This is a genomic window from Saccharothrix stipae (genome assembly GCF_054781895.1).
On record NZ_BAAGTN010000008.1, the window covers coordinates 1,153,437 to 1,176,614 of the forward strand.

General features: G+C 72.6%; 21 protein-coding genes. 6 read left to right on the top strand and 15 right to left on the bottom strand.

Annotated features, from left to right (window positions below):
* Window positions 1–55: 55 nt before the first annotated feature.
* Window positions 56–256, bottom strand: a complete 201-nt coding sequence (locus tag ACYVLT_RS22270) for a cold-shock protein (RefSeq protein ID WP_360457217.1) — start codon at window positions 254–256, stop codon at window positions 56–58.
* A 473-nt stretch (window positions 257–729) separates the two neighbouring features.
* Here ACYVLT_RS22270 and ACYVLT_RS22275 point away from each other — a divergent pair, with 473 nt between their 5' ends.
* Complete coding sequence (locus ACYVLT_RS22275) at window positions 730–882, top strand: hypothetical protein (RefSeq protein WP_461122094.1); 153 nt, start codon at window positions 730–732, stop codon at window positions 880–882.
* 118 nt (window positions 883–1,000) lie between these two features.
* Here ACYVLT_RS22275 and ACYVLT_RS22280 read toward each other — a convergent pair whose 3' ends face one another.
* The 7 genes from ACYVLT_RS22280 to ACYVLT_RS22310 form a co-directional block, all read right to left on the bottom strand.
* The gene (locus tag ACYVLT_RS22280) at window positions 1,001–1,879 is read right to left on the bottom strand and encodes a dioxygenase family protein (protein WP_461122095.1); all 879 of its coding nucleotides are present in this window, start codon (window positions 1,877–1,879) and stop codon (window positions 1,001–1,003) included.
* A 135-nt stretch (window positions 1,880–2,014) separates the two neighbouring features.
* Entirely contained in the window at window positions 2,015–2,932 is a 918-nt protein-coding gene (locus tag ACYVLT_RS22285) for an AraC family transcriptional regulator (protein ID WP_461122096.1), read from the bottom strand.
* 132 nt (window positions 2,933–3,064) lie between these two features.
* Window positions 3,065–4,546, bottom strand: coding sequence for an AAA family ATPase (locus ACYVLT_RS22290; RefSeq protein WP_461122097.1), 1,482 nt, complete (start codon window positions 4,544–4,546; stop codon window positions 3,065–3,067).
* A gap of 81 nt (window positions 4,547–4,627) precedes the next feature.
* Entirely contained in the window at window positions 4,628–6,295 is a 1,668-nt protein-coding gene (locus tag ACYVLT_RS22295; RefSeq protein ID WP_461122098.1) for an HNH endonuclease, read from the bottom strand.
* Window positions 6,292–8,085 carry a DNA/RNA helicase domain-containing protein gene (locus ACYVLT_RS22300; protein ID WP_461122099.1) on the bottom strand — a complete coding sequence of 598 codons (1,794 nt, stop codon included), beginning with the start codon at window positions 8,083–8,085 and terminating at the stop codon, window positions 6,292–6,294. The genes ACYVLT_RS22295 and ACYVLT_RS22300 overlap by 4 nt, the downstream gene beginning before the upstream one ends.
* A 193-nt stretch (window positions 8,086–8,278) precedes the next feature.
* The gene (locus ACYVLT_RS22305) at window positions 8,279–8,428 is read right to left on the bottom strand and encodes a hypothetical protein (RefSeq protein WP_461122100.1); all 150 of its coding nucleotides are present in this window, start codon (window positions 8,426–8,428) and stop codon (window positions 8,279–8,281) included.
* Window positions 8,429–8,716: 288 nt separating this feature from the next.
* The gene (locus ACYVLT_RS22310; RefSeq protein WP_461122101.1) at window positions 8,717–8,914 is read right to left on the bottom strand and encodes a hypothetical protein; all 198 of its coding nucleotides are present in this window, start codon (window positions 8,912–8,914) and stop codon (window positions 8,717–8,719) included.
* 799 nt (window positions 8,915–9,713) lie between these two features.
* Here ACYVLT_RS22310 and ACYVLT_RS22315 point away from each other — a divergent pair.
* Genes ACYVLT_RS22315 through ACYVLT_RS22330 form a run of 4 tightly spaced genes read left to right on the top strand, consistent with a single transcriptional unit; the run spans window position 9,714 to window position 14,446 of the window.
* On the top strand, window positions 9,714–11,333 hold the full coding sequence (locus ACYVLT_RS22315; RefSeq protein WP_461122102.1) for a hypothetical protein: 1,620 nt from the start codon (window positions 9,714–9,716) through the stop codon (window positions 11,331–11,333).
* 9 nt (window positions 11,334–11,342) lie between these two features.
* Complete coding sequence (gene recQ, locus ACYVLT_RS22320; protein ID WP_461122103.1) at window positions 11,343–13,151, top strand: DNA helicase RecQ; 1,809 nt, start codon at window positions 11,343–11,345, stop codon at window positions 13,149–13,151.
* Window positions 13,148–13,945, top strand: a complete 798-nt coding sequence (locus ACYVLT_RS22325; RefSeq protein ID WP_461122104.1) for a pentapeptide repeat-containing protein — start codon at window positions 13,148–13,150, stop codon at window positions 13,943–13,945. The genes recQ and ACYVLT_RS22325 overlap by 4 nt, the downstream gene beginning before the upstream one ends.
* A gap of 60 nt (window positions 13,946–14,005) precedes the next feature.
* Window positions 14,006–14,446: a hypothetical protein gene (locus ACYVLT_RS22330; RefSeq protein ID WP_461122105.1), complete on the top strand. Its 441-nt coding sequence runs from the start codon at window positions 14,006–14,008 to the stop codon at window positions 14,444–14,446.
* Here ACYVLT_RS22330 and ACYVLT_RS22335 read toward each other — a convergent pair.
* Complete coding sequence (locus ACYVLT_RS22335) at window positions 14,415–16,415, bottom strand: NACHT domain-containing protein (RefSeq protein ID WP_461122106.1); 2,001 nt, start codon at window positions 16,413–16,415, stop codon at window positions 14,415–14,417. The two genes, ACYVLT_RS22330 and ACYVLT_RS22335, sit on opposite strands and share 32 nt — an antisense overlap.
* Before the next feature lie 191 nt (window positions 16,416–16,606).
* The gene (locus ACYVLT_RS22340; RefSeq protein WP_461122107.1) at window positions 16,607–17,407 is read right to left on the bottom strand and encodes an alpha/beta fold hydrolase; all 801 of its coding nucleotides are present in this window, start codon (window positions 17,405–17,407) and stop codon (window positions 16,607–16,609) included.
* 92 nt (window positions 17,408–17,499) lie between these two features.
* Between ACYVLT_RS22340 and ACYVLT_RS22345 the strand changes: the two genes are divergently transcribed.
* Window positions 17,500–17,883, top strand: a complete 384-nt coding sequence (locus ACYVLT_RS22345; RefSeq protein WP_461122108.1) for a RidA family protein — start codon at window positions 17,500–17,502, stop codon at window positions 17,881–17,883.
* A gap of 19 nt (window positions 17,884–17,902) precedes the next feature.
* Here ACYVLT_RS22345 and ACYVLT_RS22350 read toward each other — a convergent pair whose 3' ends face one another.
* The 5 genes from ACYVLT_RS22350 to ACYVLT_RS22370 form a co-directional block, all read right to left on the bottom strand.
* Window positions 17,903–18,322 (bottom strand): CoA-binding protein, encoded by a 420-nt coding sequence (locus tag ACYVLT_RS22350; protein ID WP_461122109.1) that lies wholly within the window; start codon window positions 18,320–18,322, stop codon window positions 17,903–17,905.
* Entirely contained in the window at window positions 18,319–19,194 is an 876-nt protein-coding gene (locus tag ACYVLT_RS22355; RefSeq protein ID WP_461122110.1) for a S1 family peptidase, read from the bottom strand. The genes ACYVLT_RS22350 and ACYVLT_RS22355 overlap by 4 nt, the downstream gene beginning before the upstream one ends.
* A gap of 183 nt (window positions 19,195–19,377) precedes the next feature.
* Window positions 19,378–20,877 carry an aldehyde dehydrogenase family protein gene (locus ACYVLT_RS22360; protein WP_461122111.1) on the bottom strand — a complete coding sequence of 500 codons (1,500 nt, stop codon included), beginning with the start codon at window positions 20,875–20,877 and terminating at the stop codon, window positions 19,378–19,380.
* 113 nt (window positions 20,878–20,990) lie between these two features.
* Window positions 20,991–21,509: a DinB family protein gene (locus tag ACYVLT_RS22365; RefSeq protein ID WP_461122112.1), complete on the bottom strand. Its 519-nt coding sequence runs from the start codon at window positions 21,507–21,509 to the stop codon at window positions 20,991–20,993.
* A gap of 1 nt (window position 21,510) precedes the next feature.
* Entirely contained in the window at window positions 21,511–23,103 is a 1,593-nt protein-coding gene (locus ACYVLT_RS22370; protein WP_461122113.1) for a thiamine pyrophosphate-binding protein, read from the bottom strand.
* Window positions 23,104–23,178: the final 75 nt, after the last annotated feature.

Here is a 23,178-nt window from a genome sequence, read left to right on the forward strand (position 1 = left end):
CGAGTCTCCCTCGGCGTCACGCCGATAGGAGCAAGTCGAACGGGTCGGGCTGGGCTCAGATGGCGCGGACGCCGACGGCCTGGGGACCCTTGGGGCCCTGGTTGACGTCGAACTCGACGCGCTGGTTCTCCTCCAGGCTGCGGTAGCCGTCGCCCTGGATCTCCGAGTAGTGCACGAAGACGTCCGGGCCGCCCTCCTGGGCGAGGAAGCCGAAGCCCTTCTCCGAGTTGAACCACTTCACGGTGCCCTGAGTCATGTTCTCTCCTTCTGCGGTGCTGGGTGCGGCGCCCCGATCGGGGCCCCGGGTCGGATTCAGACGACGACTTCTCCAGCTTGTCCCGCAAGGCAAAGGAAGAACTTCGTCCGCAACGTCATTCCGCGAAACTACGGTGGAAACACGGACACAAGATTGACGACCACCCCGTACAACCCGGCGGTGGCCCGGATCGTTCCCCCGGGCCGTCCGAAGTGGGTCAGGTCACCCCTTCGGGGGGCCTGCGCCGGTTCGGCGACCGTCGAGGGGATCCGAAGTGGACGCCGCCGTGCGGGCTCGCGACCGACACGCTCACCGTAACGCTGTGGCGGTAACGGCACCACGACGTGTACCGTAGGCGCCATCGGGGGCGTTCCTTTCTTCTGAACCCCGAACACCCTCGCTCCGTGCGGGGATCTCCGGACCGGCATCACCGGCCGTGAGCACGCAGCGGACGCGAAGAAAGTCGGAAACACATGTCATCCACGTACCAAGAGCTGTTCAGCCACCCGGACACGGACAAGCCGGAGGACACCAGCGGTCCGCGCCGGGACGAGCAGCGCTCCTACACCGACCTGTTCCGCGAGCCGGCCGACGTGCCGCCGCAGAACACCGGCGGCACCTCCTGACCAGCACTTCCTGAGCGTCCGGTCCTGGTGCGAGAACCCCTCGGCGGCTGCGGTCGCCGAGGGGTTCCCCGCACGCGTCAGACCACCGGGTTCACCCCACGGGGTTCACCCCGCGGGTTCACTCCGCGCGCCACAGCGCGGGCACGTTCGGCGGTTCCCAGCCCGGCTGGGCGAGGTGCCCCTGCAAGCACACGTACCCGACGCCGTTGTGGGTGACGCGGGCGCCCGCCGCGTAGTTCGTGCCCGCCGCCCACGTGCCGCCGCCCGGCGAGGACGGGGTGGTGGTCGTTGAGGTCGGGCGCGTGGTGGTGGTCGTCTGCGGCACGTTCAGCACGAAGTCGAACTTCGCCTCACGCCCGCCGCCCGCGGTCCGCACCTCCATCAGCAGCCGCGGGTCGAAGATGCTGTCGGTGTTGTTGCGCGGCTCGCCCGGGAAGTACAGCTGGGTGGTGAGCACCGGGCGACCGGGCGCCTGCACCTTCACGTGGATGTGCCGGGTGCGACCGGGGTAGAGGCCGGGCACGATCGTGGTCAGCGTGAACGAGCCGTCAGGGTTGGTGAACTGGTGCCCCCGGAACCGGAAACCGCTGTTGTCGTACACCCCGTTGACGTCGGCCTGCCAGAAGTCCATCAGCGCGTTGCCGATCGGCAGGCACGCGCGCCCGAACACGTAACCGGTGACGGTCAGGCGCGTGCCCGGCGTGCCGGCGTCGACCAGCGACGTGCGGCGCGGCGAGTTCGGCTTGAAGTACGGGCCCTCGGTCTGCGGCGGGGTCGGGTCGTCACCGTCGTCGCACTCCGGCGTCAACTCCACCGGACCGCCGTTCGCGCCGACCGTGCGGGCCAACGCGGGCACGCCCATCAGGGCCACCGGCAGCGCCACCCCCGCGGCGACCGCGGCGCGCAGCACCGTCTTGCGGCTGAGGTGGTGGGCGTCCGTCCCGTCGCCGGGTGGGTCCGCGGTCGTGCCGCGGTCGCCGTCCGTGGATGCGTCCATAGCCTGCTCCTTTGAGCCAGCTCCTCGTGGGGGCTTGGTCGGGATCACCCCGAACCTACGGACGCGGATCACCCCCGACGATGGACTGACGCCGCTGGTCGTGGTGATCCTCGTGGTCGCCGTTGCGCGCCGCGCTCACTGTGAACGCCCGGTCCGGGGGTGCCCGGCCCGATCCGCCCGCCGGAACGCGCCGGGGCTCACGCCCGCCTCACGCCGGAAGAAGCGGCAGAAGTACGCGGGATCGGCGAAGCCCACCCGGTTCGCCACCTGCCGCACGGTCAGGTCGGTCTTGACCAGCAGCCGCTGCGCCTCCTGCGTGCGCACCTGGCGGACCAGCTGCGACGGCGTCCGCCCGGTCGCCGCCTTCACCGCCTCGGTCAGGTAGCCGGGGGTGACGCCGATCCGCTCCGCGTACGCGCGCACCGACCACAGCCGGTGGTCCGTGCGGCCGGCCAGCCGGACGAACTCCTCGGCGACCGCGCCGGGTCGGGCCGGTGGCGCGGCGTCCGGCGTCGCGGGCAGCCGCGCGGCGCGCACGACCAGCACGTGCAGCAGTGCCCGCAGCACCGTCTCCACGCCCGCCTCGGCCCGCCGGTACTCGTCGTGCAGCTCGGCGATCGACCGGTCGATCCGGGCGTGCGCCCGCTCGTCCAGCGTCAGCCAGGGCCGTTCGCTCAGCCGACGCAGCAGCTCGCGGTCGGCGGGGTGGTCGAGCAGGAAGTCGTCGGTGAACAGCAGCACCGATCCGTGCAGGTCACGGGCGTCCTCCCAGTGGTGCACCTGGCCGGGCGCGAGCACGCACAGGTGCGGCGGGCGCAGCTGCCAGCGGGCCAGGTCGACCACGTGCGTCCCGGTGCCGCCGGTGACGTGCACGATCTCGTGGAAGGTGTGCCGGTGCGGGAACGACGCCCGCGACATCGGCCCGATCGTGTCGAACGTGCCGACCGCGAACGGCAGCGCGTCGGGCACCGGCACCTCCAGCCGGTGCACGGGCAGCTCGCCCTCGCGTGGCGCCCGGCAGGGCGTTCCCGGTAACACGGTGGTGCCGCGCATCGCCGGCCTCCTCTCCGTCGCCGGACCTGAGGTCCAGACCAATTGCCCATCCAGGACACCCTGGCACGAGCGGTTTCGGAGCGGAACACGTCGGAGCGGGTGGGCCGAGGAGGAAGCCGGTCCGGTCGGCGCTCACCCGCCCGGGTAGAGCCCGGGCTGCGCCACGCCGGCCGCGCGCGGTGCGGTGAAGGTCGGGCCGCGGGGCGCGTCCTGCGGCCCGGGCCGCCCGCCGAGCAGCACGCTCGTCAGCGACGCCCGTTCGTCGACCATCGCGCGAGCCACGTCGGCGAGCTCGTCGCCGACCACCGGCACGCCGCCCGCGCCGTCGGCGCGCACCGCGCCCAGCACGGCCCGCCGCAGCAACTCCTTGATGAACGACGCGGTGACGCCTTCGGTGGCCTCGACCACCGGCGCCAGGTCGGCGCGCAGGTCCACCCCGCGCCCGTAGAGCTCGAGCAGCCTGCGCCGACCGTCCGCGTCGGGCCGCGGCACCTCGACGGCCAGGTCGATCCGGCCCGGCCGGTCGGCCAGCGCCCGTTCCAGCTCGTCGGCCCGGTTCGTGGTGAGCACGAACGTGACGTCCGCGTCCGCGCCGACGCCGTCCATCGCGTCGAGCAGGGTGAACAGCAGCGGGTTCGCCGGGCCGGCCGCGTAGCCGCGGTCCATGGCCACTAGGTCGACGTCCTCCACCACGACCATCGACGGCTGCAACCGCCGCGCCAACGCCGCCGCCTGGCCGATGAGCCGCATCGCCTGGCCGGTCAGCAGGATCACCGTGCAGTCGTCCAACCGGCTCATCAGGTACCGGACGGTGTGCGTCTTGCCGGTGCCGGGCGGGCCGTGCAGCAGCAGCCCGCGCTTGAGGTGCTGCCCGGCCGCGAGGAGCCGTTCGGAGTGCTCGGCGATGCCGATGACGTGCTCCTCGATCGAGTCCAGCACGCCGTCCGGCAGCACCACGTCGTCCGCGTCGAGCGCCGGCCGGGGCAGGAACGTCACCAGCTCGTTGCCCCGGTGCTCGCTCACCCCGAACGCCAGCACCTGTCGGCGGAACGCGTCGTGCTCCCGCATCAACCGCTCGATCTCACCACCCACCGCCCGTGCTGCCGCGCGATCGGCGGAGAGCACCTCCAGCCGGCACATCGGCGGCCCGAAGTCGTTGGTGCCGCGGATGCCGACGAACACCGGCGTGCCGTCGGGGGCGGTGGTCGGCGCCAACCCCAGCTGGACGACCTCCACGCTGTCCTCCGGCCCCACGGCGGCCGTCGCGTAGTCGGCCGCGCCGAGCTCGTAGGCCATCGCGTGCCGGGCCGACAGGAGCATCCCCATGATGTCCTCGTGGCCGCGGTGCTGACCGCCGACCCCGAACCACTCGACGCCCGGCGTGTGCGCCGCGAGGTACGCGTCGACACCGCGCTGGAGGTTGACGTGCTCCCACACCTCGAACCGCGTGGCGACGGACAACACCTGCGACAGCTCGCAGCCCAGGTGGTCGCGCACGCGCGCGATCAACGGCGCCGCCTCACCGTCCTGCTCGACCACGTTCGCGGCCAACTGCATCAAGCGCCGCAAACTGCCCGCAAGCGCTTTCGCCTCGTCCCCGGAGAGTTCCCCCATGACCTGCCACCCCCTGCGCTCCATCATCACGCATCCGGGCCGCCGCGTCGCGGGTAGGCGGTGATCGGTCCCGGAACGGCGTCAGGAGCTCGGTGGTGCGATCACGCACAGCTCCCGGTGGTAGGTGATGTGGGCATCGTCGATGTGGTGCTCGTCGGCCCGGTGGAGTTCGCCTACCTCCGACCGGTCGCGGACCCGGCGCACGACGTAGTCCTCGTCCACGTACAACCCGAACCCGTCGAACTCGACGTGGCAGTTCGCGCACAGGCAGAGCAGGTTCGCCAGCTCGTCCGGGCCCTCGTGCACGGTGAGGCTGCGGATGTGCGCCGCCTCGCTGTAGTAGCCGAATCCCGTCTTGAGGCGGGTCCGGCAGAACTGGCAGTAGTGGTCGTACAGGGCTTTCACCCGCTTGACGACGTCGCGGTCGCGGACGATCGAGGAGCCCTGGTTCGGCCGCAGACGGCGTTCACCGGACGCGCCGCCGTCGCGCCGCCTGCCGCCGTCGACCGTCGCGAAGTCCTCGAGGCCCACACTCGCCAGGAGCGTCTCGTGGTCCTCGAAGTCGTCCAGGTGCCGGGACCGCAGGGCGTTGATGGCCTTGGTGCGGAACGAGACGTCAACCAGCAACCGGTATGAGTCTTCGGTGAAGCCCGCGCTGGGCTCCGTCGCGTCCGCGCCCCCCGGAGCGGCGCCCTCGGGGACCACCTGCCAGAAACCGGTCCGCCGCAGGTCGTGGAACGGTCGCTCCACCTCGTCGGCGCCGTCCAGCCCGCAGGTCGCCAGCACGCCCGCGACCTCCTGCCGGAACGTCGACCACGGGTGCAGCCGCGGCTCGCGCTTGACCCGGCCGATCGCCCACAACAGGGCGACCGCGTCACGCTTCGCGGTCTGCTGCTGGTCGTGCAAGGCGAGCAGTCGCGCCAGGAACTCCTCGGCGGAGAACCGAGTGGTGCTCGACCTTGCGGTCGGCTGTGGTGGTTGTCCGAAAGGCAGGCCCACCTTCTCCGCGGCGACGAGCGTCACCGAGCGCAGCGTCGCCTGACCGGTCGATCGGAGTACCACCGCGGTCGCGTCCTCGTCGATCAGCCGGACGTCGCCCAGCGCCATCATGTGCTCGAACGTCTTCCCGTTCTGGTCGACACCCCAGACCGAGCGGGCGGCGGCCAGGTTGCGGAACAGCTTGAGGATCACGGCTTCGGCGATGAACCTGCGTTCGGCGTAGAACAGCACCCGGTCACCGACCCGTCTGCTGCGGATCGCCTTCGCCTTGGTGTTGTGGTCCGATGCCGGCTCGGTGTTGCCCCACAGCCTCGCCGTTCCGTCGCGGTACAGCGCCTCGAGCTCGGCGAGGTCCGCGCCGAACGCCTCGGCGTGGTCGGCGAGGCGGATCCCCTGCCGCACGGTGCGGGCGAAGTTCTCCAGGCCGCCGTCACGGCGACCGCCACGCGGCTGCAGCAAGAGCTGAGGCGGGTCACGGCGCTCTTGCACCACGAAGCCGAAGCCGCTCAGGAGGCGGCCCACCGTGGCACGGCCGCCGCTGAACTCGTCCGGTCGCAGCGCCCGTCCGTCCAGGAACTCGTGCGCGACGCCGGTGATCGCCTTGGAGTCGTACTGCTTCCCGTTGTGCACCAGCACGAAGCTGCGGGCCCGGTCGTACCCGTACCGGTCGAGGAAGGCCTCGCCACCCAGCTCGTCGTACCGCGCGATCGCGGCGAGCACGTCTTGTTCACGGACCTCGCGGTACGTCATGCGCGGAGCGTAGGGGAAGGGTCCGACAATGCGCCGTGCGGTGGGAACAATCCGCGTAGGAACCGCTGGGTCTCCGGGTCGGTGGAGTGGAACCGGCATCCGTGGGTCCCTCGGGTGGCCAGCACCCAGTAGGTGTTCAGCGCCAACCGCAGGTACTCGTCCGGGGTGACCTTCTTCCTCGCCTTCCTGATCGACCCGTCGTGGCTCTCGTCAGGCCGGCCGACCCACTCGCCGTCCCGGCGGACCAGGTCGGAGCCGATGATCACGCCGCTGTAGTCGTACTCGAGTGCCTGCGCGGTGTAGACACACCCGACCTGGTTCTCGCCACCGGGATCGGTCGCCCAGAACTCCTTCCGGGGCGCCGCGACGGCGTCACCGTTCTTGCGCGTCTGCCTCGAGTTCCACGGCCGCCGCCAGGTGTGGTGCCGGCCGTGCTCGTCGGTCCACTCGATCACCACGTCCTCGCTGAGCCCTTGGCCGCGCACGTCTACGGGCCACGGCCAGCAGAACCCGGCGGAGATCCGGGCCGTACGCCCGCCCGTGCCGCGTGCGTGGATCCACGCGGACAGCTCGGCCGGGTTCTCCGCCAAACCCACCTCGTAGTCGCCCTCGGCCCAGGGCTCGGCCACGTTGTCGACCGCGAACAGGCGGTCGAGCCAGTTCAGGTACCGCTGGGATCCGCCGCAGCGGAACTGGCTGGTCAGCGCTATGTGCGTGAACTCCGCGTCGAATTTCTCGGCGACCACCGCCAGCTCCGCGACGGTGATCCCCTCGTGCGGGCGCACGACCTGCCGCTCGTCCAGGAAGAACACGCTCACGGGCGAGCCGCCGACCAGCCGGTCGACGGTGCGGTCGTCCTGGCGCAGTCGCTGCGCCTCGTCCACCAGCGGGATGACGTGGGTGCCCGGCCCTCCGGGCCGGAAGGCGTCGGGCACCAGGAAGAGCTGCTTCGCCCACGGCAGTTCGGTGGCCCGGTCCAGCTGCCTGCGCAAGGTCCCGGACGGGGTGATGAACCGCGTCTCCACCCGGCCGCGCTTCGACCGAATGCGCGGGATGTCGGCGAGCAGGCGTAGCGCGACCACGGTCTTGCCGGTGCCGGGGCCGCCGGTGACCGCGATGACCTGTCTCTTCTTCGACCGCTCCGGGTCGAGGGTGCGCAGGACGCGGACCTGCGCCGTCTGCTGGTCACCCACCAGCGTGAACTCCGACTTCTGCGACAGGACGCCGTCGAGGTCCTCGAACACCGACTTCGACGGCCGCTGCCGGGCGGCGACGAACCGGTCCACCTGCTCGCGCGTCGGTGCACGCAGGTCTTCGCAGCGCAGCAGCCGCGCCAACTCGGCGCCCTCCGCGCCGGACAGCTCGTCCCGGCCGACGATCGGCACGTCGCGGCTGCCCACGCTGTCCGCCACGGCGTACCGCAACCGGTGCACCACGTCGACCGGCGCGTTGTGCAGGAAGGCGACAGCCCGGTACTCGAGGTCGAGCGTGGCCTCCTCCAACCACCGCTCGAGGTGGCTGGTGTAGCCGAACACCTGGCGGCACGGGTGCGGCCGGACCATGTCGTCCAGGGCCACTTCGAGGGGCGAGGCCCACGTGAAGCGGCTCCACTGCTTGAGCTCCACCACGACACCGGTCAACCCGCCGCGAGGACGTGCTCCCAACAGCAGCGCGTCCACCCGTTCGGCGCTGCCCGCGAGCGTGTACTCCAACAGCAGCCACGACTCGGCCTGCCCGGCCCGCACCAAGGCGTCCACCAACACCGGCCAGCTGTTGACCCAGCTCCGCACCTCGGCCGGCCCGGGCCGCTCCCCGTGCTGCTCTTCGAAGCGATCGGCACACTCTCGGACGAACCGCTCGGGTGACGACCTGACCGCTTCGCGGATCCCACCCACCTGCCCGCAGTGGACATGCATGATCTACAGCTACCAGACCGCCCCGACAAGGACGTCGGGAATCACGAACCCCGCCGCCCCTCCACCGTCACCGCTGGAAGCCCCGCAGCGCGGAAACCAGGTGCGCAACGTCCACATCCGCGCCTTCCGCGATAGCCCTGACCTGGCCCGGCACCGGTTCGAGCCGGTGGTGCGCCGCCCCACCGGGCAGCCCGTCGTCGCTGCCGAGCGTGGACAACGGGGTGCTCAGCGGCGCGAGCCGGTAGACCCGCCGGGCGCGGCGCCGCGGACTCGGCCAGCACCAGCGTCCGGCCGTCGCGCAGCACGAGGCTCGCCTTCTGCGGGTCGCGCGCCAGGACGACGCAGCGCTCGCCCGCCAGGGTGGCCACCCTCGTCGCGTGGCGCCTGGGGTTGCGGACTCCCCGTCGAGCACCCAGACCCCGCCGACCAGCGTGGCAGGAAGACTTTCCCGCTCGGACGCCGGGCACAACTCCGCCGACGGGTCGTCGGCGGAGGCCTCGGCGAGTTAGACCACTGCGGCCACCTCGGTCTCGGTGGGTACCCGTGCATAGGCTTGGTCCGGCACGTACAGATAACCCTCGACCAGCGGTGGTTCGGCGAACGCCGCCCACTTCCCCGCGTCGTCCCAGGCTGACTTCGCGATCAGGTCGTGCTCTCCGCCTCCATGCGGGTTCGCGTCCTGGAAGAGCAGCGCCAGGCACACCGCGCTGAGCGAGCCGAGGAAGGACGACGCCTGACTCGGCGTCTGGTGGCCGTGAAGAGGACGCGCAACGGGGCGATGTCGGAGTGTCGAGCCGGTCGAGCGCCAGGTCCGCCGCCCCCGTCCGGCGCGAAGTCGTGCCGTGCCTCGGCTTCCAGCAGCGGGCGGAACATCCGGCGCACCGAGTCCGGAAGCGAGTGCCTGCCTGGACGGAGCGCGCCTTGCCCGACCGCCGCTGTGCCGAGCGTCGCGGACGGGCCGTTGTACTGGGAACAGAACCCCCACGGCCGTGGCGAGCAGGAGCCGGGCCCAGCTCGGCGAGCGCGGTCACGCCCTTGTCCATCAGTGAGCGGACCCGGTCGGCACCGTGGGCTTGGCGTTGGTCGTGGTGCCGAAGTGACATAACGGCCAAGGTGACCTCGGCCATGCGCAGGAGCGTCCGGCACGCGTCCGCGTCGAGACACCCGGCACGAGGGTGTCGACCGGTGACCCCACCGGCGCCTCGACGGCGAGCGGGTACCGCTCACCGCGCTGGCCCAAGCCCGGAATGCGCCACCGCGGACCCCGCACCTCCATCACGACACCCATGACCGACCACCCGACAGCGAGGACATGATCACGTCGGCATTGTCGGCCGAGGCTCCCCGGTGTTTCACCGACGGGTGCGGGTCATGGCCGGTTCCCGGACCACTCGGCATCCGGCGTGTGCGCCCTGGATCGCGTCGATGGCGCGGGAAACGACAGGACCTGCGCCGACTCGCTCCGGCTTGGCATCGTCGCAAGTGCCCGACACGATGTGCGGGTGTTGGTGGACGACTCGGGGGAACCGGTGAACGCCGCCTTCTCGGTCGAGGTCGAGGTCGAGAGGTTGGCGTTGGTGCTGGAGAGCGCCAGTGGCAGGGCCGCCGGCCGGGACGTGCGCAACCCCGACTACCGCAAGGCGTTGGAGTTGCTGCTGCGCCGGCTGGGTGACCTGCGCGCCGTGGTGCGCGAGGCGTTGATCGACTCGCTCCGCACGCGCTCCCTGCCCGAGGCCGAGCGGTTGTTGGTGCACGAGCCCCTGCGGTTGACGCCGGAGGTCGACTTCCTCGCCTTGCGCAAACGGCTCACCGGGGTGCAACGCCGGATCGGTCAGTCCGGCGGTGCGTCGAACGGCGGCAACAGCACGAAGCGCATCCGGCTGCGGCTGGACGTGCCGGGGTACGGGAGTGGCGACGCGGTGCGGCTGGCGCGATATCTGGAGCACGGGCGTCGGAACGCGGTCGACATCACCTGGTCCGAGGGTCGGCTCGACGCGTCCGGTCTCGTGCGCCTGCTCGGCAGGTTGCGCGTGCACCGGCAGGCCCCGCTGCACAAGCCGCTGTCCCTGGTTTGGGCCATCGCGCGGGTTGCCGACGGGCACGACCGGCTGTTCCGGTGGGACGAGTTCGAGAAGCCGGTCGGCGACCTGCTGGAGGCGTTCGGCGGCAACCGGACGCCCGGTTACCCGTTCTGGCACCTCGGGTCGATGCCGGACCTTTGGGAGACGCGCGGATTGGCCAAAGAGCCGGGCGTGCACGACGCGAACGCCTTGGCCGGCTTCACCGAGGACGCGTTCTACCTGCTCACCGACCCCGTGGTGCGGGTGGACGCCCTGGCCGCCCTCCGCACCGCCCACCTCGACGGGTTCGACCGGCGGGTGCTGTGGCGGAAGGTCGGGCTTGCGGTCGCGGAGGACGTGAGCGACCTGCTTCGGGAGAGGATCGGGGTGAGGCTGTCCGGTGGTCGTCGGCTGAGCGCGGTCCGGGACCGGGTGGCCGTGGTCACCGGAGCAGGCGAGGTCCGCGAGGTGCCGCTGGACCTGGTGCAGGAGGGGCTCGACGATCTCGCCGGTGCGGGGCGGAGTGGGCTTGGAGGGCTGCTCGCGGACCTGGTGGCCGCAGCGGCGGACACGGACGTCGAAGACGGCCGCTTGGCGCCCGCCCAGGACGACCTGGGTGCCGAGGACTACGCCGTGCTCGACGGCGAGGCTCTGCGCAAGTACCGCCGGGAGCAGGGCCGGCTCCGCGGGCTGCTGCTGGACGGGGCCGAGGCGGCAGCTTGCGCGCTGTGCGGACGCGAGTTCCCTGCCGCCCTGTTGGTCGCCGCCCACGTCAAGAGGCGTTCGGAGGCGACGGAGCACGAGAGGCGGGACCTGCGCAACGTCGCGATGCTCGCGTGCTCGTTCGGCTGCGACCGGTTGTACGAGCTGGGGTACGTCTCGGTGGGAGAGGACGGCACGGTGGTCACCGCTGATGGTGGTGGGCTGCTCGGGCCGCACCTAGCGCGGTTGCGGGGGCGGGTGGTGGAGGTGTTCCACGAGCGGTCGGCGGGATACTTCCGGTGGCATCGGCGCAACGTGTTCAAGGGTCGGACCGACGGGGGTGTCGGAGGGGTCGGTTAGGATTGCGCGATGGCTTCGCAAGAGGTGCTGCGAAGGGTCTTCGGGTACGAGTCCTTTCGCGGGGAGCAGCAGGACATCGTCGACCACGTCGTCTCCGGCGGCGATGCGTTGGTGCTCATGCCGACCGGCGGCGGGAAGTCGTTGTGCTACCAGATCCCGTCGCTGGTGCGCGAGGGCACCGGTGTCGTCGTCTCGCCGTTGATCGCGTTGATGCAGGACCAGGTGGACGCGCTGCGCGACCTCGGCGTCCGCGCCGGCTTCCTCAACTCCAGCCAGTTCCCCGACGAGCGCGCCATGGTCGAGGCCGAGTTCCTGGCCGGCGACCTGGACCTGCTCTACCTCGCCCCGGAACGCCTGCGCACCGAGCAGACCACCCGGCTGCTGGAGCGCGGCAAGATCGCCCTGTTCGCCATCGACGAGGCGCACTGCGTCTCCCAGTGGGGCCACGACTTCCGGCCCGAGTACCTGGCGCTGTCGCACCTGCACGAGCGGTGGCCGCAGGTGCCGCGCATCGCGCTCACCGCGACCGCCACCCCGGCCACGCACGCCGAGATCGCCGAGCGGCTCAACCTCGGTGACGCCAAGCACTTCGTCGCCAGCTTCGACCGCCCGAACATCCAGTACCGCATCGTGCCCAAGAACGAGCCGAAGAAGCAGCTGCTGGAACTGCTGCGCACCGAGCACAAGGGCGACGCGGGCATCGTCTACTGCCTGTCGCGCAACTCGGTGGACAAGACCGCCGAGTTCCTCACCCAGAACGGCATCCCCGCCCTGCCCTACCACGCGGGCCTGGACGGGGGCACCCGCGCGCGCAACCAGTCCCGGTTCCTGCGCGAGGACGGCCTGGTGATGGTCGCCACCATCGCGTTCGGCATGGGCATCGACAAGCCGGACGTCCGGTTCGTCGCGCACCTGGACCTGCCGAAGTCCGTCGAGGGCTACTACCAGGAGACGGGCCGCGCGGGCCGCGACGGGTTGCCGTCCACCGCGTGGCTGGCCTACGGCCTGCAGGACGTCGTCCAGCAGCGCAAGATGATCGACGACTCCGAGGGCGACCAGCAGCACCGCCGCAAGCTCATGGCGCACCTCGACGCGATGCTGGCGCTGTGCGAGACGGTCGAGTGCCGCCGCGTGCGCCTGCTCGACTACTTCGGCCAGTCCGGCACGCCGTGCGGCAACTGCGACACGTGCCTCGCCCCGCCGGAGACGTGGGACGGCACGGTGGCCGCGCAGAAGGCGCTGTCCACCGTCGTGCGGCTGCGCAACGAGCGGCGGCAGAAGTTCGGCGCGGGCCAGACGATCGACATCCTGCTCGGCCGCAAGACCGCGAAGGTCATCCAGCACGACCACGACCAGCTGAAGGTCTTCGGCATCGGCACGGAGCTCAACGAGAGCGGCTGGCGCGGCGTGATCCGGCAGCTGCTGGCCCAGGGCCTGCTCGCGGTGGAGGGCGAGTACTCCACGCTGGTCACCACGCCCGGCAGCGACGAGGTGCTGTTCCAGGGCCGCAAGGTGGCGATGCGGCGCGAGCCGGAGCGCCTGGCCAAGGTCAAGACCGCCAAGCCGGCCAAGGGCGCGGCGGCGCAGGTGGAGCTGACCGCCGAGGCCGTGCCGGTGTTCGAGAAGCTGCGGACGTGGCGGACCGCGCAGGCCAGGGAGCAGGGCGTGCCGCCCTACATCATCTTCAACGACGCCACGCTGCGGCAGATCGCCACGTCCACGCCGACGACGTTGGACGAGCTGAGCGCGATCAGCGGCGTCGGCGAGAACAAGCTGGCCAAGTACGGTCAGGAGATCCTGGACACGTTGAGCGCATGAACGAGCTCCGCGCCGACTGCACGCGCTGCTTCGCCCTGTGCTGCGTGGTGCCGGCGTTCGCCAAGTCGGTCGACTTCGCCCTCGACAAGCCCGCCCGCACACCGTGCCCGAACCTGCGCGAGGACTTCCGCTGCGGCGTCCACGCGGAGCTGCGGGACACCGGTTTCACCGGCTGCACGGTGTACGACTGCTTCGGCGCGGGCCAGCAGGTGGCGCAGGTGACGTTCGGCGGCACGAGCTGGCGGGCCGACCCGGCGTCGGCCGCGACCATGTTCGACGTCTTCCCGGTGATGCGGCAGCTGCACGAGCTGCTCTGGTACCTGACCGAGGCGCTGGACCTGGAGCCCGCCCGCGCCCTGCACCCGGCGGCACGGGAGCTGAGCGCGGAGATCGAGGAGCTCACCGCGGGCACACCCGAAGAGCTGGTCGAGCTGGACGTGGGCCCGTACTGGGAGCGGGCGAACGCCCTGCTGCTGCGGGCCAGCGAGCTGACCCGCGGCAAGGGCCGGAACCGGCGCGGCGCGGACCTGATCGGCAAGGACCTCAAGGGCGCGAACCTGCGCGCGTCCACCCTGCGCGGCGCGTACCTGATCGGCGCCGACCTGACGGACGCCGACCTGCGGCTGGTCGACTTCATCGGCGCGGACCTGCGCGGCGCCGAGCTGTCCGGCGCGGACCTGACCGGCAGCCTGTTCCTCACCCAGGCCCAGGTGGACGCGGCCAGGGGCGACGGCCGCACCGTGCTGCCGAAGTCCCTGACCCGCCCGGCGCACTGGGTACGTCGGCAGGCGTAGGCGCGCGAGCCGCCGCCGGGCCGACGCGGTGACGAGGTCGTCCCGGCCACGCTGTGGGCCATGAAGCCGAGAGCACGCAAGTCGTGGCTGTTGCTGCACGTCATCTCGTCCGTCGGCTGGCTCGGCGTCACGATCGGGATGCTCGTGCTGGCGATCGCGGCGTTCGACGCGCCGCAGCTCTACCAGGCGATGTCGCTGCTGGGCGACCTCGTCGTGCTACCGCTGGCGTTGGGTGCGCTGGTCACCGGCTTGGTGCTGTCGCTCGGCACGAAGTGGGGCCTGGTGAAGCACCGGTGGGTGCTGGTGAAGTTCGTGCTGACCGTCATCGCCGTGGTGGCCACGACGTTCTCGCTGCGCTCGGGCCTGCACGAGGCGGCGGACGGCGTCGTGGGCACGGCGGGCGGTGACGTCCTGGCGGCGTCGTGCGTGTCGTTGGCGTTCTACACGGTCAACACGGTGCTGTCGGTGTTCAAGCCCTGGGGTCGGACCCGGTGGGGCTGAGCTCGGCGCGCCTGCGCTCGACGGTCGCGGCCAGCTCCGCCGGGTCGCACTCGGCGAGGTGGTCGCGGACCAGGTCGTGCGGGAACCGGTGGGCGTCCACCAGCAGCACCCGGTCCCGCGCGGACTGCAGGATCGCCTTGCGGCGCAACGGGAACTCGTCCAGCGCGAGCGGTCGGGCGAGCAGCTCGGCCAGCGGGTGCCACGGCCGGTTCGTGATCGGCGTGACGGCGAGGCCGACCAGCAGGCCGGTCACCGCGCCCCACGCCGACGGGCGGACGTCCGCGCCCGCGAGCGCCGCGAGACCCACCCCGACCGCGCCCGCGGCGGGCAACCAGCGCAGGCCGGCGGCGGGCCGGACCCGCACCCCCGACCACACCTCGCGCAGACCACCGATGAACGCGCCGACGAGCGCGCCCGACCCGAGCCCGATGCCCACCGCGGCCACCAGGTCCGGCGAGGGCCCGGTCAGCACCATCACCCCGGCGGGCACGAGCGCGCACACCACCGCCCAGTACCGGTCGTGGGTGTTGCCGTACGCGACGACCAACGTGACCACGACGACCAGCCCGTAGGCGACCGCCGCGGGCCACCGCGCGGCCTGCGTCCCGAGCACCCCGCCGAGCGCGGCCAGCCCGCCGACCGCGAGCGCGCCGGCGACGAAACCCGTTGCCGCCCAGAGGTTCCCGCGCCGCGGATCACCACGCGTCACGCGGAAGGCGCTGTGCGGCACGGCGACCGTGATGACGGCGGCGACCACGCCCGTCACCAGACCGAGCCGCACGCCGATCACGAAGCACATCGCCGTCGCCGCGCCCGCCAACGCGCCCGGCGCGGCCCGCCGGAACATCCGCCACACCACCGCCGAGCCGACGAAGTCCAGCCACACGTGCCGCGCGGGCAGCCGGGACCGCGCCACGAGGTCGCGCTTGCGCCGGGCGATGCGGGCCAGGAACCGCAACGCCCGCACCGTCCGCTCCGGACGGTGCGGGCCACGTGCCGCCGACTCGACCACGTAGGTGTCCAGCACACCCCGGTACTCCGCGCGCCCGGCCCGGTAGGCCAGCGCCAGCAGGGCGAACGCGAGCGGCGTGCGCACGTCGTCCCACAGGTCGGGGTTCTTCTCCAGCTCGTCGTGCAGGCCGTCCAGGCGCGGCGCGCACGCGGCGATCAGCTCCAGCACCGCGTTGCGCGACAACGGTTCCACCTGGACGACGTCGTAGCGCGGCAGGTGCTCGTGCTCGTCGCCCGCGGTGCACAGCACCACCTGCGACACGTTCAACGCGGTGATCCAGGCCAGGCACTCGACCCGGTCGGCCGGCGCCAGCTCGTCCAGCCCGTCGAACAGCAGCACGAGGTTGCGCTCCCGCAGCCACGCGCGGCCGACCCGCGGCGCGATCCGGTAGCGGTCGGCGAGCACGCGCAGCAGCCACTCGCCGAAGTCGTCGTCGCGCCGCCACCCGCCCAGGTCCACGACCACCGGTATCGGCTGGATCGGGTCGTGCACGGCCCGCGTGAGCAGCGCTTGGGCCAGCTCCAGCAGCAACGTCGTCTTGCCCGCGCCCGGCTCGCCCACCACGACCAGCGGGTGGCGGACCCGCGTCGGCAGGCGCGGCCCGACCTCGGGCACGACACCGAGCTTGAGCCGCAACTGCTCCGTCAACGACCCGTCCACCCGCGCCCGCACGAACCGCTCCACCCGGTCCAGCGCCGCCCGCCGGTTGGTCGGGTGCGCGGGACGCCGTCGCCGCAGCAGCGCGCCCAGCGGTTCCCAGGCCGCGAGGAAGGCGGTGACGGCGGACAGCGCGCCCAGCGCCGGCCACAGCCACTGCGCGTACGGGCCGAGCACCCGCGGCGCGGACCCGCCGGTGGCGGCGTTGATCGCGACGGGGACGAGCACGAGGAACGTCACCCCGCCGACCGCGATCAGGGCGACCAGGCGGGTGGTGCGGCCGAGCCGTCGCACGTCCATGTGTCCCTCCCACCAGGTCGCGATCGACGGTAACGGCGTTCGCGGCGCGGTGGTAGGAGAGTCTCCGTGGTCGATCGGTCACCGTCGGTGGTCACGTGAACGACAACGGCGCCCGCGCGTGGGTGGTTCAGTCCCGGACGCGGCTCAGGGGTTCGGTCGTGGGGCCGGTCCCCGGGGGTCGGCCCCGGGGTTCAGCCCCGGAGGAAGTCGACCAGCAGCCGGTTCACCGCGGCCGGCTGTTCGAGGAAGCCGAAGTGGCCCGCGTCGGCCACCTCCTCGTACCGCGCGCCCGGGATGGCCGCGGCCACCTCGCGGGCCAGGTGGGCGGGCAGCACCCGGTCGTCGGCGAAGCCCACCACCATGCACGGCACGGTGATGGCGCGGTAGGCGTCGAGCCGGTCGTCGAACTCGTTCATCTCCATCTGGGCCCGCACGCCCTTGCTCACCGCCGACCCGGTGTACTCGAACACGTCCAGCCAGTCCCGCACACCCACCGGGTCGCGCAGCGTCGCGGGGGAGAGGTTCAGCACCGCGTTCACCGCCGCGAAGTACCGCGCGGGCAGGGTGATCCCCTGGTCGTGCAGCTCCCGCTCGCCCCGCGACAACGCGGTCTGCACGGCGTCGTTGCGGCCCGCCGTCGCCAGCAGCACCGCCTTCGACACCAGGTCCGGTCGGGCCAGCGCGAGTTCCTGCGTCACCCGCGCGCCCATGGAGGTGCCGACCACGTGGGCCCGCCCGCCCAGCGACTCGACCAACGCCGCGACGTCGCCGACCAGGTCCTCGATCACCATCCCGGACGCGCACTCGTCGGTCGGCGGGATGCCCCGGTTGTCGACCGTCGCCACCCGGAACCCGGCCGCCCGCAGCGCGGGCACCTGGTGCGCGTGCCACACCCGGCCCGGGCTGCCGGTGCCCATCACCATGACGACGAGGTCGCCCTCGCCCTCCACCTGGTAGCTGAGGTTGATCCCGTTGAGCGCGACGACCGGCATGGCGGGCAGGTTACCCACCGCCTCCATACGCCTGCTATCGCCGCGCGGAAACCGCTGCGAGGTCGGCGCGCGCGGCACTTAGGGTGCACCCCATGAGACGAGCCATCCTGTCCGGTTCCACCTTCGAAGAGCAGATCGGCTACGCGCGGGCCGTCGTCGACGGCGACTGGGTGCACGTCTCGGGCACGACCGGTTTCGACTACGCCGCGATGACCATCTCCGACGACGTGGTGGCGCAGGCCGAGCAGTGCCTGGCCAACATCGGTGCGGCGCTGGCCGAGGCGGGGTCCGGCTTCGCCGACGTGGTGCGCGTGACCTACTACCTGCCCGACGCCGCGGACTTCGAGCCGTGCTGGCCCGTGCTGCGGGCGGTGTTCGGCGACGTGCGCCCGGCCGCCACGATGCTGGAGTGCGGCCTGGCCGACCCGAGGATGCGCATCGAGATCGAGGTCACCGCCCGGCGCCAGGCCGGCTGAGCGGGCGGTGCGGCGGCGATCAGCGCGGTCCGTGCGCGGGCCACTCGATGGCGGGGCACCGGTCCATGACCACGTCCAGCCCGGCCGCCGTGGCCCGCTCGTACGCGGCCTCGTCGAGCACGTCGAGCTGGAACCACACCGCCTTCGCGCCGATCTCCACCGCCTCGTCGGCGAATTGGCCCGCGGCCTCGGACCTGCGGAACACGTCGACCACGTCGACCGGGAACGGGATGTCGGCCAGCGTCGCGTAGCCCTGCTCGCCGTGCACGGTCGGCGCGTCCGGGTGCACGGGCACGATCCGCTTGCCGCGCTGCTGGAGGAACCTGGCCACGCCGTAGGCGGCGCGGTTCGGGTGGTCGGCCAGCCCGACGACGGCCCACGTCTTGCCGTCGGCAAGGACGCGGCGGATCTTGTCGGTGTCACCCCACGGTTCGGTCATGGCTCCAGGGTAGAACGGGCCGGCCCGCGGACGTCCGGCGAGCGGTGCCAGCCCGCCTGCGGGCGCGGCAGCCCGCAGCCCGGGGCGCTCAGGTCCACCCGGCCGCCCCCGGTCAGGCACGGCACGATCTGGTGGGTCTGCTGGGCGTACCCGATGCCCTGGCGCACGGTGATCTCGCCGTTGGCGTCGACCTCGCACGGGTTGTTGACCGTGCACCGCTCGCCGTCCTCGTTGCCGGTGTTGTTCACCGCGACCACCTTGCCGGTGGCGGCGTCCACCACCGGCGAGCCCGACGTGCCGCCCCTCGTGCGGCACGCCTCGGTGTAGCGCATGGAGTCCTGCCAGCTCCACCGGCCCTCGCGCAACTCGTGCACGTAGCCGTCGGCCTGGCAGGAGTAGATGCGCTGCCAGTAGCCGGACACCACGCGGATCTCGATGCCGGCGGCCGGGCGCTCCGGCGAGAGCTCCAGCGCCCGCGCGCCCAGCGCCTCGACCTCGCCGTAGGTGGCGGTGAGCCGGTAGAGCGCGACATCGGTGGTGGTCATCGTCGCGTAGACCAGGCCGGTCGCGCGCAGCGTGCCCAGCGAGCCCTCGCCGTCCCGGTCGAGCAGGGTGAACTTCCGGTCCGCCGGCTGGTCGACGGTGACCTCGCCGGGGTCCATGAACCGCACGCAGTGCCCGTTCGTCAGGACCAGGGCCGGGTCGGACGGCCGGTGGTCGGGCGGCCGGACCACCGAGCCGGAGCAGCCGTTCATCGACACGGCGCCGGTGAAGTCGACGTCCGCCCGCGCGGGCGCCGACGGCGCGGCGGACGCGGTCGCGGCGGGCAGGGACAGCACGAGCGCGGCGAGCACCGCTACCAGATGGCGCATGGGCGTTGATCCAATCAGCCGCCGCCGGACGGCGCACGCCCGTTCACCCGCTAGCGGTACCACCGAGTGCGGGCGGCGGTGTCCGGTCAGGTCGGCGGACCGCCACCGACACCCGCCCGAAGTCCGCGATGACCGCCTCGGCCCACGTCACCCCGTCCGCGCACCGACGCCGCCGATCCCCGGTCAGGCCAGCCGGAAGTCGAGGTCCGCCTCGACCGCGAGCGTGTCCATCTGCGCCTTCTGCAACGACCCCGAGTGGTCCCAGTTCATCGACTGCCAGCGGGTGAACTGGTCGAGCACCCACACCCCGGACTGCCGGGAACCGTTGCCCGACTTGCCGTTCCCGCCGAACGGCAGGTGCGCCTCCGCGCCGGAGGTCGAGTTGTTGACGCTCACCATGCCCGCGCCGATGCCGGCCCGGAACGCGAACGCCTTCGCCGGGTCCGTGGTGTAGATCGCGCACGACAGGCCGTAGCCGGGCAGGTTGCCCAGTTCGATCGCCTCGTCCAGCGCGCGGTAGGAGGTGACGCCCACGATCGGCCCGAACGTCTCGTGCCGGAACACGTCGTCGTCCGGGCGGACGCCGGCCACCACGACCGGGTGGTAGAACAGGCCGCGGTCCGGGTCGCCGCGGAAACCCTTGCGGGGGTTGGCTCCCGTGATCCTGCCGAGGCCCGTGGAGCCGTGCGTGACGTGGTGGTCGCGGATCCAGCCCAGGTGCTCCTCGAAGCCCTGCGCGAACTTCCGGTCCATCATCGGCCCGTACAGCACGTCGTCGAACGGGTCGCCGACGACGGCGGCCTCGGTGGCGGCGGCGAACCGGCGCACGAACTCGTCGTGCACCCCTTCGTGCACGATCACCGTGCCCAACGACGTGCACCGCTGCCCGCCGGTGCCGAACCCGGAGAACAACGCGCCCCGCGCCGCCAGGTCGAGGTCGGCGTCCTCGGTGACGACCATCGGGTTCTTGCCGCCCAGTTCGAGGCACGGCGTCTGGAGGTGCCGCCCGCACAGCTCGCCGATCCGCGACCCCACCGCGGACGAGCCGGTGAACGCGACCTTGTGCACGGACCGCTCACCGAGCGCCAGTTCCAGGCCGCGGAAGGTCTCCTCGCCGTCGGCGAAGACGATCTCGAACAGCCCGGCGGGCACGCCGGCGCGCGTCACGAGGTCGTGGAAGGCCCGCGCGCAGGCGGCCGAGTACTCGGCGGGCTTCCACACCACCGAGTTGCCGCACAGCAGCGCGGGCACGATGCTCCACGACGGCACGGCCACCGGGAAGTTGCCCGCGGTGACGACCGCCGCCACCCCGACCGGTTCGCGGAACGTGAACAACTGCTTGTCCGGCATCTCCGAGGGCACGGTCTGCCCGTAGAGCCGGCGCCCCTCGCCCGAGAAGAACGTGCAGGTGTCCACCACCTCCTGCACCTCCCCGCGCGCCTCGGGCAGGGGTTTGCCGATCTCCCTGGCCACGATCCGGGCCAGCGCCTCGGCGTTCGCCTCGACCAGCCGCCCGACGTTCGCCACCACCTGCCCGCGCACCGGCGCGGGCACCCGCGCCCACTCCCGCTGGGCCTGGTGCGCCCGACGCGCGGCGGCGGCGAACTCCTCCGCGCCGACCAGGTCGACGCGCGTGACGACATCGGACAGGTCGGCGGGGTTCGTGGACACGTAGGTCGGCATGTGCCCAGCGTCGTCCGCGGGCGGCCGGGTGCCAAGGGGGCGATCGGCCGGAACGCGGGCCCGCCTCGACGGCGGCTCCGGCGCCGCGCGGGCGGCGGGCGATCCCGGCGGCGCTACTCGCCCTTCCCGCCGTCCGCCAGCTCGCGCAGGAAGTCCAGGTGGCCGACGTGCCGGCCGGTCTCCTGCACCAGGTGGGCCAGCACCCAGCGCACCGTGCGGCCGTTGCCGTCGTGGTCGCCGCGCGTGCGGTCGGCCGGCCCCAGCCCTTCCAGCGCACGGGCCGACCGCTCCCACTCGGCGCGGTACTCGGCGATCACCGACTCCACCGTGTCGCCCTCGTGCAACCGCCACGACGCGTCCGCGTCCTCGCCCCACAGCGACGGCAGCTCCACCCCGCCCACCTCGATCGACAGCCACCACCGCTCCACCGCCGTCAGGTGCCGCAGCACGCCGAGCGCGCTCACCACCGGCGACGTCGGTATCGGCGTGGCGGAGGCGTCGGCCCAGCTCAGGCCCTCCACCTTGGCCACCGCCGTCAGCCGCAGGAAGGTCAGGAAGTCGGTCAGCAACCGCAGCTCGTCGTCGGCGTCCGCCGCGGGCCACACGCGTTCGTTCGAACTCATGTTCGACACCTTAGGTCACGCCGTTCTTCCGGTACCAACGCGGCGAGGTGGTGACCGGTGGCTTCAGCGCCGCCGTCCGCACGACCAGGACGTTCGGCCCCGGCCGGGCCGCGTACTCGTCCAGCCGCTCGCGGAACGCCGCGCCGAAACCGTCCACAAGGGAGGCCTCGATGCCGAAGCTGCCCGCCAGCGCGACGAAGTCCGGCGACCGCAGGTCCACCCCGAACGGCTCGTGCCCGGCCCGCACCTGGTCGTGCCGCAGCATCCCGTACCCGTCGTCGTCTACCAGCACCACGGTCACCGGCAGCCGCTCCTGCGCGGCGGTGGCCAGGTCGCCGCACGCGAACAGGAACCCGCCGTCGCCGCAGACCGCGACCACCCGACCGGTCAACGCCGCGCCCAGCGCCGCCGGGAAGCCGAACCCCAGCGTGCCCCACCCCACCGGGTACGCCAGCCCGCGCGGCCGGGTGATCCGGCCGAACCCGCCGACCCAGTACCCGGCCACGCACATGTCGGCCACCACCCGGCGCCCTTCCAGCGCCTCCAGCAGGGGCACCGCCCGCGGCTCGTCCGCCTCCACCGCCTTGCGCACCAGGTCGTTCAGCTCGGCCACCCGCTCGGCGACGCCGGTGTCGGCACGCGCGGGCACCGCCTCGGCCAGCGCCGACACCACCATCCGCGCGTCACCGCGCAGCGTCACGTCGGGCCGGTAGTTGCGGATGGCCTCCACGTTGATGTTCAGCAGCCCGGGCGGCGCGGGCTGTGACCAGTTCTGGGTCATCATCCCGTCGAAGTCGCTGCCGACCCCGATGACCAGGTCCGCGTCGTCCCACAGGGCGCCGACCTCGGGCAGCTGCACCGGCCCGTGGACCACGTGCGGGTGGTCGACGAACCCCCGCGCGCCGTACGTGGTGACGATCGGGGCGCCGATCCGCTCGGCCAACCCGGCGACCGCCTCGCCCGCGCCCGACCGCGCGGCACCGCCACCGGCCCAGATCAGCGGGCGCTCGGCGGCCGCCACCAACGCCACCCCCGCGCTCACGTCCGGCACGGCCGGCGCACGGGTCGGGATCCGGCTCCACCCGCCGGCGTCCGCGGTGAGGAAGTCGGTCGGCACGCCCAGGTACACCGGCCCGTGCGGTGCGGTGGTGGCCAGCAGCGCGGCGCTGTCGGCGTAGGTGCCGATCGACTCGGCCGCCCGCAGCGTCCACCCGCCCTTGACCACCGGCAGGAACATCGCCCGCTGGTCACGCGTCTCGTGCAGGGTGCCCCGGTACTCGCCGGGGCGGCGCAGCGTCGACGGGATGTCGGTGGCGATGACCAGCACCGGCGACCCGGAGGCGTAGGCCTCGCCGGTCGCGCCGAGGCAGTTGGCCGCGCCCGGACCGGTGGTCACCAGCGCGACGCCCAGCCGACCGGTCGCCCTGGCGTAGCCATCGGCCGCGTACACCGCGGTCTGCTCGTGCCGGACGCCGACCAGCCGGATGCCGGAGGTCCGCAGCGCCTCCCACACGGGCAGGTTGTGCACACCGGGCAGCCCGAACACGACTTCGACGCCGTGCGCGGCCAGCACACCCAGCAACCGCTCCGCCCCGCTCACCATGAGCCTGACGCTAGGGACGCCAGGCCTTCCCGGCAACGCCACCGGCGATGTCACCACGCGCCGCCGAGCCGCAGG